This window comes from Phascolarctobacterium succinatutens (assembly GCF_958453765.1).
Lineage (GTDB): Bacteria > Bacillota > Negativicutes > Acidaminococcales > Acidaminococcaceae > Phascolarctobacterium_A > Phascolarctobacterium_A succinatutens_B.
This window is the reverse complement of the sequence record NZ_CAUDZA010000001.1, coordinates 75780-88484: the sequence shown is the minus strand read 5'-3', so window position 1 is coordinate 88484 and position 12705 is coordinate 75780. Positions and strand designations below refer to the sequence as shown.

The 12705-nt window shown below is 48.6% G+C and carries 12 protein-coding genes; all 12 read left to right on the top strand.

Going from position 1 to position 12705, the window contains the following annotated elements:
- The first annotated feature begins 93 nt into the window (after window positions 1-93).
- Genes lpxB through Q7Q81_RS00345 form a run of 12 tightly spaced genes read left to right on the top strand, consistent with a single transcriptional unit; the run spans window position 94 to window position 12705 of the window.
- Window positions 94-1230, top strand: a complete 1137-nt coding sequence (gene lpxB / locus Q7Q81_RS00400; RefSeq protein WP_304272800.1) for a lipid-A-disaccharide synthase — start codon at window positions 94-96, stop codon at window positions 1228-1230.
- Window positions 1227-2960, top strand: coding sequence for a lipid A export permease/ATP-binding protein MsbA (gene msbA, locus Q7Q81_RS00395; protein WP_304272797.1), 1734 nt, complete (start codon window positions 1227-1229; stop codon window positions 2958-2960). Before lpxB ends, msbA begins: the two co-directional genes overlap by 4 nt.
- Window positions 2961-2979: 19 nt before the next feature.
- Complete coding sequence (gene lpxK, locus Q7Q81_RS00390) at window positions 2980-5511, top strand: tetraacyldisaccharide 4'-kinase (RefSeq protein ID WP_293806747.1); 2532 nt, start codon at window positions 2980-2982, stop codon at window positions 5509-5511.
- Complete coding sequence (gene kdsB, locus Q7Q81_RS00385) at window positions 5508-6242, top strand: 3-deoxy-manno-octulosonate cytidylyltransferase (RefSeq protein WP_009144992.1); 735 nt, start codon at window positions 5508-5510, stop codon at window positions 6240-6242. The genes lpxK and kdsB overlap by 4 nt, the downstream gene beginning before the upstream one ends.
- Window positions 6243-6256: 14 nt before the next feature.
- Window positions 6257-7075 (top strand): 3-deoxy-8-phosphooctulonate synthase, encoded by an 819-nt coding sequence (gene kdsA, locus Q7Q81_RS00380; RefSeq protein ID WP_009144993.1) that lies wholly within the window; start codon window positions 6257-6259, stop codon window positions 7073-7075.
- 15 nt (window positions 7076-7090) lie between these two features.
- Entirely contained in the window at window positions 7091-8065 is a 975-nt protein-coding gene (locus tag Q7Q81_RS00375) for a KpsF/GutQ family sugar-phosphate isomerase (RefSeq protein WP_304272795.1), read from the top strand.
- Entirely contained in the window at window positions 8065-8643 is a 579-nt protein-coding gene (locus tag Q7Q81_RS00370) for a KdsC family phosphatase (protein ID WP_277271168.1), read from the top strand. The genes Q7Q81_RS00375 and Q7Q81_RS00370 overlap by 1 nt, the downstream gene beginning before the upstream one ends.
- The gene (locus Q7Q81_RS00365; RefSeq protein ID WP_210685021.1) at window positions 8643-9545 is read left to right on the top strand and encodes a lysophospholipid acyltransferase family protein; all 903 of its coding nucleotides are present in this window, start codon (window positions 8643-8645) and stop codon (window positions 9543-9545) included. The genes Q7Q81_RS00370 and Q7Q81_RS00365 overlap by 1 nt, the downstream gene beginning before the upstream one ends.
- On the top strand, window positions 9535-10089 hold the full coding sequence (gene lptC, locus Q7Q81_RS00360; protein WP_304272792.1) for an LPS export ABC transporter periplasmic protein LptC: 555 nt from the start codon (window positions 9535-9537) through the stop codon (window positions 10087-10089). Before Q7Q81_RS00365 ends, lptC begins: the two co-directional genes overlap by 11 nt.
- 1 nt (window position 10090) lies before the next feature.
- A complete protein-coding gene (locus Q7Q81_RS00355; protein WP_304272788.1) occupies window positions 10091-10861 on the top strand; it encodes an LptA/OstA family protein in 771 nt (256 codons plus the stop codon).
- A gap of 18 nt (window positions 10862-10879) precedes the next feature.
- The gene (gene lptB / locus Q7Q81_RS00350; protein WP_009144999.1) at window positions 10880-11599 is read left to right on the top strand and encodes an LPS export ABC transporter ATP-binding protein; all 720 of its coding nucleotides are present in this window, start codon (window positions 10880-10882) and stop codon (window positions 11597-11599) included.
- Window positions 11600-11613: 14 nt separating this feature from the next.
- On the top strand, window positions 11614-12705 hold the full coding sequence (locus tag Q7Q81_RS00345; protein ID WP_009145000.1) for an LptF/LptG family permease: 1092 nt from the start codon (window positions 11614-11616) through the stop codon (window positions 12703-12705).

Genomic DNA, 12705 nt, shown 5'->3' with positions numbered 1-12705 from the left:
ATTTCGTATTTCTTAGCGGCTGATAGCTTATGTCAGCCGCTTTTTGTGTTATAATATATACTGAATATATATAGGTAAATGCAAGGAGACATCATGGCGAAAATATTAATATCTGCCGGAGAAGCCTCTGGCGATATCCATGCAGCTGCTGTGACTGCTGCTATAAAAAAACTTGACAGCAAGGCCGAGGTCTTTGGTATGGGCGGCGATGCTCTGCGCCAGGCCGGCGGCGAGGTGCTGTGGGATATTAAGGATCACGGCGTAATGGGCTTTGTGGAGGTTATCCGCAAACTGCCTGATTTATTCCGTCTGCGCAGTGATTTTGCGCGCATTATGGACGAATGCAAGCCGGACTGTCTGGTAGTTGTCGATTACCCCGGTTTTAATATGAAGCTGGCAAAGCTGGCTCACGATAAAGGAATTCCCGTTGTATCATATATTGCTCCGTCGGCATGGGCCTGGAATAAGGGCCGTGCCAAAAAGGTTGCGAAGATAGTGGATAAGGTTGCCTGCATCTTTCCTTTTGAATACGATGTGTACAAGGAAGCAGGTGCTCCCGTAGAGTTTGTAGGTCATCCGCTGCTGGATATTGTGCACCCTGCGATGACTAAGGCTGAGGCTGAAGCCTGGGCCGGCAAGCAGCCCGGTAAAAAGCTGGTACTGCTGATGCCCGGCAGCCGTCTGATGGAAATTGAAAAAATGCTGCCGACGCTGTTGGCAGGTGCAAAGCTTTTAAAGCAGCAGCTGCCGGATGTGCAGTTTGTTATGCCGCGCGCCAATACCATTCCGCTTGCTATGCTGCAGGAAAAAATTGCGGCGTATGGCATTGAGGTAAAAATTACCGAAGGCCATAACTATGATTTGTTCAGTGTAGCGGACCTGGCGCTGGCTACCAGCGGTACGGTAACGCTGGAGGCTGCTTTGTGCGGACTGCCGAGTGTTATTGTTTACCGTACTTCCGCACTGAATGCTTTTATCGCGCGTTTGGTAATCAACATCCCCAATATCGGTCTGCCGAATATTGTTGCGGGCAAAACGATTATGCCGGAGCTTCTGCAGGAGGACTTCACCCCGGAAAAATTAGCAAAAACTGCAGTAGAGCTTTTGCAGCCAGAGCGTCAGGCACAGCTGCAAAGCGATTTGGCATATATGAAGCACAGACTGGGTGAGCCAGGTGCGGTAAACCGCGTTGCTCAATTAATCTTAAAAATGACTGAGGAGAGAAAATGAATTTATACCTTCGAGCACTGAAATATGTAAAAGCCTATTGGATGCGTGCGCTGGCAGCACTTATCTGCACCGGCATTGCCTCCGGCTGTACTGCCTATCTGCCCTGGGTTATCAAGGACATGGTAGACCAGGTTCTGCGTGATAAGGATACATCCATGCTGAACTATATCGTTATCAGCATCGTGGTTGTTTTTATTATCCGCGGTGTTTCCTATTACGGACAAAGCTACCTGATGAACTATGTCGGTCAGCGTGTGATTATTGATATCCGCAGGGATGTTTTTGAAAAGCTGCAGCGTCTGAGCATGAGCTTTTATGATAAGCATAAAACCGGTACCATTATGAGTTATGTTACCAACGACGTTAATGCGTTGCAGTCCGCTATGGTGGAAAACGTTGTGGAAATGTTTACCGAGAGCGTTATCCTTATCGTATCTATCGCTATGATGCTGTATCTGGATTGGAAGCTGTTCCTCGTAACCTTTGCAACCTTCCCGGTTGTACTGTTCTTTATCGACAGCTTCGGTAAACGCATCCGTAAATCCGGCAGCCGTATTCAGGAGGCTGCTGCGGATATTACCTCTGTGCTGCAGGAGGTTGCTTCCTCTCCGCGCGTTATCAAATCCTTCGTGCGCGAGGGCTATGAGGTAGAGCGCTTCGACAAGGAAAACATGAACAACTTCCGCGCCAACATGAAGTATGCGCAGCTTTCTTCAACGCTCACCCCGACGATTGAGTTTGTTGCAGCTGTCGGCGTATCTATTATTCTCTGGTACGGCGGCAACAGTGTTATTAACGGCAGCATTACCGCAGGCTCTCTGGTAGCCTTTCTTACCTATGCCGTTAATATTTCTAACCCGATTAAACGTTTAAGCCGTGTTATCGGCAATATCCAGAAGGCATTGGCTGCAGCGCAGCGTGTTTTCGACGTATTGGATTTGCCGGAGGTTATTAAAAATGCACCTGATGCCAAGGCTCTGCCGAAGGTGAAGGGCGATGTACGCTTCAATGATGTAAGCTTTGCTTACAATGAGAACGAAGAGGTGCTCAGCCATGTTTCCTTCGAGGTTAAGCCCGGCGAAATGATTGCCTTTGTCGGTCCTTCCGGTGCTGGTAAGTCTACCGTAGCCAGCCTGTTGCCGCGTTTCTATGATGCGACTAACGGCAGTATTACGATTGATGGCCAGGATATCCGAAAGGTTACGCTGGACTCTCTGCGTGAGCAGGTTGGTATTGTACCGCAGGAAACAGTGCTGTTCAACGGTTCTGTTTATGATAACATTCTTTACGGACGTCTTGATGCGACACGTGAAGAGGTAGAGGCTGCAGCGAAGGCTGCGAATGCCCATGACTTTATTATGCAATTGCCTGATGGCTATGAAACAATGCTGGGTGACCGCGGTATGAATATTTCCGGTGGTCAGCGTCAGCGCATTTCTATTGCCCGGGCAATATTGAAGAACCCGCAGATTCTGATTCTCGACGAGGCAACCTCTGCACTCGATACGGAAAGCGAGCGCGTGGTACAGGAGGCTCTGGACCGCCTGATGGTAGGCAGAACATCCTTTGTTATTGCGCATCGTCTTTCGACGATTAAAAATGCTGATAAGATTATGGTTTTGGAAAAGGGCCAGCTTATCGAGCAGGGTAACCATGATGAGCTGATGGCTATGGACGGGCTGTACGCGCATCTGTATAAGATTCAGTATCGCAGCAAGGAAGCCAAGTAAGGCGAAAAGAGGTTAGTAAATGTATATACTCTACAATATTCTTATTTTAATAGTGCTGGTAATTTTTATTGTCCCCTATTACACTTACCGCCTGTTTACAGAAAAAGGCTTCGCCTTGCGCTTTAAGCAGAGCCTCGGTTGTGTAGATGAAGAGGATATCGCCAAGGTTGCCGGCAAGGACTGCGTATGGATTCATGGTGCATCTGTAGGCGAAATTGTTGCCACCAGTCCACTTGTCAAACAAATCCGCAAGGAAATGCCCGAGCGCCCGGTATTGGTATCTGCCTTTACCGTAGGCGGTTATAACATGGCCAAGCAGATTATTCCCGAAGCAGATGCTATTATCTACTTCCCGCTGGATTTACCGTTTGTCGCAGAATCCCTGGTCAAGCGTATTCATCCCGGTGTCTTTATGCCGGTAGAAACAGAGCTGTGGCCTAATTTCCTGCGCGCTATCCGTGAACGCCATATACCTGTAATGATGGTAAATGGCCGTATCTCCGAAAAATCCGTAAAAAATTACAAATATCTTTATGGTATCTGGGATGATATGCTCAATACCGTAACCCGCTTTTGTATGCAGTCCAGCATTGATGCCGATTATATTGCGCATCTCGGTGCCGACCGCAGCAAAATCTTTGTTACCGGCAATACTAAATTTGACCAGACCTATGCGGAGGTTACGCCGGAGGATTTGGCGAAATACCGTTTTGAGCTGGGCTTGAAAGAGGATTATCCTATTATCGTTGCCGGCTCTACGCATCCCGGCGAAGAAAAGGTGCTCTTTGAATCCTTTAAGTGCATCCGTGAAAAATATCCGCATGCGCGTCTGATTATCGCACCGCGTAAAACTGCCAGAGCGGAGGAAATTGCCAAGCTGGCAAGCCATTACGGCTATGAAACAGGCTTCCGTTCCAAGATGCTGGAGGAAAGCGGTGAACGCAAGGAATATCCTTTGCTGATTATTGATACCATCGGTGAGCTGGGACGTATTTATGCTGTAGGCGATGTTGTTTTCGTCGGCGGTTCCTTCAGCAATACCGGCGGTCACAACGTACTGGAGCCTGCTGCCCATGCCAAACCGATTCTCGTCGGCCCGAGCATGCAGAACTTTAAGGATTCCTATGCACTGTTGAGCAAGGTTAAGGCCTGTAAGATGGTTAACAATAATGATGAGCTGACGAAGGAAATGCTGGATATTCTGGGCAATGACGAGCGTCGTGCGCAGATGGGTGCAGCTTCCCTGCAGGTTATCAAAGAGAACCGCGGCGCAGATGTACGCAGCATCCATTATCTCAAGGAGCTGCTTGATTTAACTGCTGTGCCTGCACGTGAATATAAAAGCTATCCGATTAATACGCGTAACCTGACGGATGAAGGCGGCGGACGCCTGCGTCACGGTGATGCGATTATCCAATATGTTATGCAGGTTGCCTATGGTCCGGAAACTCCGTTCTTCGGCTGGCTGCTGCTGGCAGTTCTGCGTGGCATGTCTTATTTATATGAATTCGGTGTCTGCTGCAAGCTGTCTATGTATAATTGCGGCCTGCTGCACAGAGAAAAGCTGAACTGCTGCGTTATCTCTATCGGTAATATTACCGTCGGCGGCACCGGTAAAACTCCTACCGCCCAAAAGATGGCGGCAATTATCAAGTCTATGGGCTATCGCGTTGTTATCCTGAACCGCGGCTACCGTTCGCATTGGGGCAAGGAGCTGGGCGTAGTTTCCGACGGCAATAAGATTTTCATGACTGCCTATGAAGCAGGTGACGAAGCTTACCTGATGGCCAAGACTTTGCCGGGTATTCCGGTAATCATCGGCAAAAACCGTGCCGTTACCGGCCGTTATGCCGTTGAAAAGCTGAATGCCGAGGTTATCATTATGGACGATGGCTATCAGCACTGGCAGCTGGAGCGCGACCTGGATGTCGTCTTGGTAGATACGCTGAATATGTTCGGCAACGGCTGTGTACTGCCGCGCGGTACTCTGCGTGAGCCGCTCGAAAACCTGAGCCGCGGCGATTTGTTCCTGCTGACCAAAACCGACCAGAGCAGCAAGCTGAGCCGCATTCAGCTGCGTCATACTATTGCCAAATATAATGACAAGGCACCGGTAGTAGAAAGTATTCACCATCCGAAAAACTTTGTGGAAATTGCCGACTGGTACAAGGGTATTTCCGAAAATATCAAGGATCTGGAAGAGCTGCGCGGTAAGGATGTTATGGTCTTTTCCGCAATCGGCAACCCGTCCTCCTTTGAACAGACACTCTCCAGTATCGGTTTGAATATAATGGAGGCTGTACGCTATCCCGACCATCACGATTACGGTATGCTGGAAATGCAGTACATCAACGAGCGTGCCAGCAGCCTAAAGGCTGTAGCAATGGTTACTACAGCGAAGGATGCTGTTAAGATACCGACTGAATTTATTTATTCTGCCCGCGAAATTCCTTTGTATATCCTGAATATGGATATCTGCATTACCGAGGGCATGGATAAGTTCAAAGAATATATTGATCATGCCATTAAAAAGGAGCTTGATAAAAAATGAAAGTTTTATGCGTAATTCCCGCACGTTATGCTTCTACCCGTCTTCCGGGCAAACCGCTTTCCCTGATTGCAGGTAAGCCGATGATTCAGCACGTTTATGAGCGTGCCTGCCAGGCTAAGCTGCCGGATGAGGTAGTTGTAGCTACCGATAATGAGCTTGTCAAAAAGGCTGTAGACGGCTTCGGCGGCAAAGCAATGATGACATCTCCCGACCATCCGAGCGGTACCGACCGTTTGGCCGAAGTAGCGCTGAACTATCCTGATGTTGACGTTATTGTTAACGTACAGGGTGATGAGCCGATGATTCCGCCTGAGGTTATTGACCGTCTGGCTGAATGCTTTACCGGTGACAGCGAGCTGCAGATGGCAACATTGAAGGTTGCTATGAACGAGGAGGATTACAACAATCCTGCTGCCGTAAAGGTTGTAACCGACCTTAACGGCTATGCACTGTACTTCTCACGCAGCCTGATGCCGTATCCGCGCAATAAGCCAGAGGGCTACAAGGTTTATAAGCATGTAGGCATTTATGCTTACCGCCGCAGCTTCCTGCTGAAATATGCAGCACTGCAGCCGACACCGCTGGAAAGAGCGGAAAGCCTGGAGCAGCTGCGTGCACTGGAAAATGGTTATAAGATTAAAGTTCTGGAAAGCGATTTCCAGGGCATCGGTGTTGATACCCCCGAGGATTTGGCAGCAGTCAATGAGCTGTTTGCTAAAATGAATAAATAAGCTGGAGGATACTTATGCAAATCGTTAAAGTTGGTAATTATGAAGTAGGTCAGGGCCATCCCCTGATGCTGATGGCAGGTCCCTGCGTGCTCGAAGGCTATGAGCGCAGCCTGATGATTGGTCAGCGTACAAAAGCAATCTGCGACAAGCTGGGCATTCCCTATGTATTTAAGGCTTCCTTTGATAAGGCTAACCGTTCCTCTTATGCTTCCTTCCGCGGACCCGGCATTGAAGAGGGCTTAAAGCTTTTGGCTCAGATTAAAAAGGATCTGGGCGTTCCTGTAGTAACCGATATCCACGAGCCCTGGCAGGCTGAAAAGGCTGCCGAGGTTGTAGATATTCTGCAAATCCCGGCTTTCCTGTGCCGTCAGACCGATTTGGTTTATGCAGCTGCCAAAACCGGCAAGACTGTTAATGTAAAAAAAGGTCAGTTCCTGGCACCTTGGGACATGAAAAATGTTATCAAAAAGGTTGAGGAAGCAGGCAATCATAACATTATGCTGACAGAGCGTGGTGCAAGCTTCGGCTACAATACACTGGTAACCGATATGCGCGGTCTGGCTATTATGCGTGAGCTTGGTTATCCCGTAGTTATGGATGCTACTCACAGCGTACAGATTCCCGGCGGTCAGGGTACCTCCAGCGGCGGCCAGAGCCAATATGTTCCGCATATGGCACGTGCTGCTGCGGCTGTCGGCATTGATGCACTGTTCTTAGAGGTGCATGATAATCCGGCAGAAGCACTGAGCGACGGCCCGAATATGGTTAAGCTGGATAATCTGGAAAAATTATTGACCGACGTGCTGGCAATCGACAAGATTGTACGTGGCTAAAGGTAGGGTGAGAATATGGAAGCAATGCTAAAGCATGCACAGGATGTTCTGCGCATGGAGGCAGAAGCGATTTTAGAGCTGGTGCCGCGTGTAGATGAAAATTTTGCTGCGGCAGTAAAATTGATTTTAGACTGTCAGGGCCGTACCGTTATTACCGGTATGGGTAAATCCGGTCTTATCGGCCGCAAAATGGCTGCAACCTTTGCCAGCACCGGCACACCATCCTTTTATCTGCATCCTGCAGAGGGTATTCACGGTGACCTAGGCATGGTTACGGAAAGCGATGTTGTTATTGCTCTCTCCAACAGCGGTGAAACTGGTGAGGTTTTGAATATCCTGCCGTCCTTGCGCCGCATCGGTGCCAAGATTATCGCTATGGTTGGCAAGCCTGATTCAACACTTGGCAAGAATGCCGACGTTGTACTTAATGTTGGTGTAAGCAAGGAGGCCTGCCCGCTTGGTCTTGCTCCGACAAGCAGCACGACTGCAGCGCTGGCCTATGGTGATGCGCTGGCTTTGGCGCTGCTCAAAAAGCATAACTTTACCGCAAGTCAGTTTGCTATCTTCCATCCGGGCGGCAGCCTGGGCCGCAAGCTGCTTTTGACCGTAGGCAGCATTATGCATAAGGGCGAGGAGAACCCGACTGTACTGGCTGATACCAAGGTACAGGACGCTTTGTTTGTTATTACCGACAAAGGTCTGGGTGCTGTATCCGTTGTTGATGCGGAAGGTGTTATGCAGGGCGTGCTTACCGACGGTGATATCCGCCGCGGTCTGAGCAAGGGTGTTGATTTCCTGCAGCGTCCTGTTTGCGAGCTGATGACGAAGTCTCCGAAAACTATTACCGAAGACAAGCTGGCAGCACAGGCTCTGCATCTTATGGAAAGCAACAAGCCGAAACCGATTACAGTATTGCCTGTTATTGACAAAGACAATAAGGTTATCGGCCTGCTGCATATGACCGACCTTGTAAGGCAAGGAGTGGTATAATGATCAGCTGGTTCGACGATGCGCAGGATGAAGATGACGAATTTATAGAAGCAGCTAAAGCAATCAGACTGCTGGCTTTAGATGTTGACGGTGTACTGACCGACGGAACTATCTATATTGCGGCAGACGGAGAATGCTTTAAGGGCTTTAACGCAAAGGATGGCATGGGCATCAGCTGTGCTTTGCGTAATGGTCTTGACGTAGCGATTATTACCGGACGCAAAAGCGAAATTATTCACCGCAGAGCCGAAGAGCTGGGCATAACAACCATTATCGAAGGCGCGAAGGATAAGCGTGAAGCGCTGCGTTCCTTAAGAAGGCTGCGTGGGCTGTCGGTAGAAGAGGTTGCTTATGTCGGCGATGACCTCAATGATTTGCCGGCATTTGCCGAGAGCGGTCTTACCTTTGCTCCCGATGATGCTGCAGAGGATGTGTATGATGCAGCTGATATAGGCTTGGATAATCCTGGGGGCAGAGGTGCTGTCCGCGAGGCAATAGAGTATATTTTAGCTGCTCAGGACAAATGGGAAAAAATTGTTGCTTCATATGAGCAAGCTGGACAAGGAGATAGACAATAATGTGGCTTTATTATTTATTAAAAACAATGAGTACCGTAATTTCCTGGCTGCCCTATAAGGCAGTTGTGGTTATCGGTAAGGGTATGGGCCACCTCTATCATAAAATTGCCAAAAAGCAGCGTGTGCGTGCAGAGGAAACTATCCGCGAGCGCTTAGGCTATAGTCAGGAGCAGGCCGAGGCTACAATCAAATCGCTGTTTGTGAAGCTTGGCATAACCTTTATGGAAATTATGTATATGCCGGCGTTGAACAAGGATAATATCCGCGGTCTGGTAACCTTTGACCGTCCGGAGGTTCTGTGGGATGCGCTCAAGGAGAAGCATGGCGTTGTTATGCTTGCCTGCCATATGGATAACTGGGAATGGCTGGGAGCTGCACTGGCGCTGAACGGCTTTCCGCTGAGTGCGGTAGAAAAACCGCAGCCTAACCGTGTTTACAGCGATTTTATGAATGAGCTGCGCAAGGGCGTAGGCCAGGAAATTTTTTCGCGTGGTACAAGTGAAATCCTTGGCTGTGCGCGTGCTATGAAGAAGGGCCGTATGCTGGGCCTGATAGCTGACCAGGACGGCGGCTATGACGGCATCTTCGTTCCTTTTTTGGGCAAGATGGCATCAACGCCTAACGGACCGGCATATTTTTCCCGTAAATTCAAAGCACCTATTGTGCCGATTTTTATAGTACGTAAGCCTGACGGCTATGGCCATAAAGCGATTGTACGCGACCCTATCCATTATGAATTCACCGGCGACCAAAAGCTGGATGATTATAATGTTACCCTGAAAATGACTCAGGAAGTTGAAAAAATAATCAAGGAATATCCTGATAACTGGTTGTGGTTCCAGCATCGCTGGAATACACCATACACCCCACCGGAGGAGGAAAAGCAGCCAGATGAAAAATAAGAAAGTAATTCTGTCAGTATTGGCAGGCATTGTAATTGCCGGTGCAATTATTGCCTGGCTGATGCTGAGCGGCGATAAACCTATAACTGTAAAACCGGGTGATGGTGTTACAGCGCAGATTAATGCTTCCTTAAAAAACAGTATGGTTAAAAGGGAAAAGGATGGCAAAAAGCTGTGGGAGTTTACAGTAGAAGAGGTTGTTAACGATAAGGCTAAAAACACAGCCTATCTGAAGGGCATCAAAGGCAAAGTTTATCGTGCGGACGGCAGCTTTATTGATATTTCTGCCGATAAAGGCAGTGCCGGCATGAAGAGCAATGACTTTTTCCTGGAGGGTAATATTAAGGGTGTACTGAATACCGGCGGCGAGCTTTATGCCGATAAAATAAGCTGGAATCAGGAAAAAGAGCTTATTACGGCAACAGGACATTTTAAAATGCATAAGGATGCCTATACCGCAACTGCGGATAGTGCTGTAACTACCAGTGCTTTTAAGCATATTAAGCTTAAGGGTAATGCTAAAGTGGAGAAAGGCGGCGAATAAGATGGCTTACAAAAATAGATTACTGCTGACACTGGCTGCAGCCGTGCTGGCAGCAGGCGTAACAGCAACTGCTTTTGCGGCTCCCGGCAATTTCAGCGTTCAGGCTGATGAACTGGAGTATGACCTGGCCAGCGGTGAAGCTGTAGCAAAAGGAAATGTTGTACTGATGCAGGATGGCGGCAGAGCTACTGCCGATTATGCCAAATTCAACAGCAAAAGCAAAAGCGGTGTTTTAACCGGCAATGTTATTGCCGACCGTGATGATGCACATATTGTGTGCAATGAGTTTATAGTGCATAATGAAAATGATTTGTCTGCTGTAGGCGGTGCCATGATTACCAAGGGCGGCAAAAGCCTGAGCTCTGACAGAGTTGATTATTACAAGGCGCGCGAATTTGCCGAAACAATCGGCGGCTGGGCACGTCTTACCGACAGCGACGGCAGTGTGCTGAATGCGGCAAAGATTGATTATAATATGGCACAGGGAGTTGCCAATGCATACGGTGGTGTTGATATCCGCAGTGATGCACGCAGCCTGACTGCTTCTGCTGACAGCGCTGTCTATAAAACCGATAACAGCGGTTATGTAGAGCTTATCGGCAATGCCAAAGCAACTCAGAACGGCAACAGCGTTGCCGGTGATAAACTGCGTCTTACCAATACCAACGTGGCTATTGCTGACGGTAATGTAGATATTATCTATATTCCGGAAAAGCAGCCTGCGCTGCCCGGTAAAGAAAAACAGGGCGCAGATGATAAAGCTTTAGCCTAAGAAGCGGAGGGCAAAGTTTTGGTTATAACAACAGATAATCTGGTAAAAATTTATAATACCCGTCACGTTGTTGACGGAGTAAGCATCAGCGTAGAGCAGGGCAGCGTAGTAGGACTTCTCGGTCCTAACGGTGCCGGCAAGACGACAACCTTCTATATGATTGTCGGTATTGAAAAGCCTGATGCAGGTACCGTGATGCTCGACGGCAAGGATATTTCCTCAATGCCCATGTACGAAAGAGCGCGTGCAGGTATCGGCTATCTGCCGCAGGAGGCTTCTATTTTCAGCAAAATGACGGTAGAAGATAACATCATGGCGATTCTGGAAACAACTGATCTGAATGCATCCGAGCGAGAAGCGAAGATGAACGCTCTGCTGGATGAGTTCCGTCTGAACCATGTGCGCAAGAGCGAGGGCAAGGCGCTTTCCGGCGGTGAACGCCGCCGCGTAGAGATCGCCCGTGCGCTGGCTACCGACCCGGCCTTCATTCTGCTGGATGAACCGTTTGCCGGCATTGACCCCATTGCCGTAGCGGATATCCAGGGCATGATTGCGCATTTGGCACAGCGCGGCATCGGTGTGCTGATTACAGACCATAACGTCCGTGAAACACTGAGCATCGTTGATAAGGCCTATATTTTGGCTGAAGGTCATATTTTGCTGCATGGTGACAGTGAAACAATTGCCAATGACCCCGTTGCCCGTAAATATTACCTTGGCGATAACTTTAGCATGTAACAGGAGGAAGAAAAGTGCGCTTACGATTATTAGACCGTTATGTACTGAAGGAGCTGTTATACCCCTTCGTTTTCGGCATCGCTGCTTTCTCCAGTATTTTTATTGCCAGCACGATGCTGTTTAAAATTACCCAATACATGACTAAATACGGTGCTCCGCTGGAGACTGTAGCCCGTTTGTTTATGTATAATCTGCCGGAGGTTATCAACTATACCTTCCCGATGTCTATGCTGCTGGCAGCGCTGATGGCTTTTGGCAAGCTTTCCGGTTCCAGTGAGATTACGGCAATGAAGGCCGGCGGTGTCAGCTACTACCGTATTGTTGCGCCGGTGCTGGTTGTTGGCTTCTTTGTCAGCATGTTTTCCATGGTGTGGGCAGAAAAGGTAGTGCCTACCTCCAAAGCGAAGGCGTCGATAATCCTGAATGAGGAAATCCGCCACAATACGCGCCCCACAACTCAGAATCATATTATCATCAAAACTATCAGCGGTGATACCCAACGTGTTACCTATGCTAATAAGTTTGATGAAAAGCTTGGCAAGATGACCGATATCACTATCGAAGAGTTTAATAAAGGCAAAATTGCCCGTATTCAGACCGCCAAGGAAGGCTATTGGGAAAACGGCAGCTGGCGTATCGTAGACGGCAATGTTTTTGCGCTGGACGATAAGGACGGCGTACAAAGCAGTGCCAAATTCAAGGAGCAGATTATTCCCTTGAATTTCTCGCCGAAGCAGATTTCCTGGGAGCAAAAGGAGCCTGAGGAAATGACTATCCGCGAATTACGCGAATATATCAGCATGCTGGAAGAACAGCATACCTCGGCAGCACGTCAGTGGTGCGAAATCTTTATGAGAATCAATATTCCGCTGGCAAGCTTCTTCTTTGCAATGATCGGTGCTTGTCTGGGCACTCAGAAGCAGCGTACCAGCTCTTCTATCGGTCTGGGCATCAGCATCATCGTAATATTTATTTATTATGCAATAATGACCTTCACCACCGGTTTGGGCAAGGGTGGCGCAATGCCGCCGCTGCTGGCCTGCGCATTGCCTAACATTCTTTGCTTGGGTGTCGGCGTTTATCTGATGAAAAAGAAAAATGCCTAA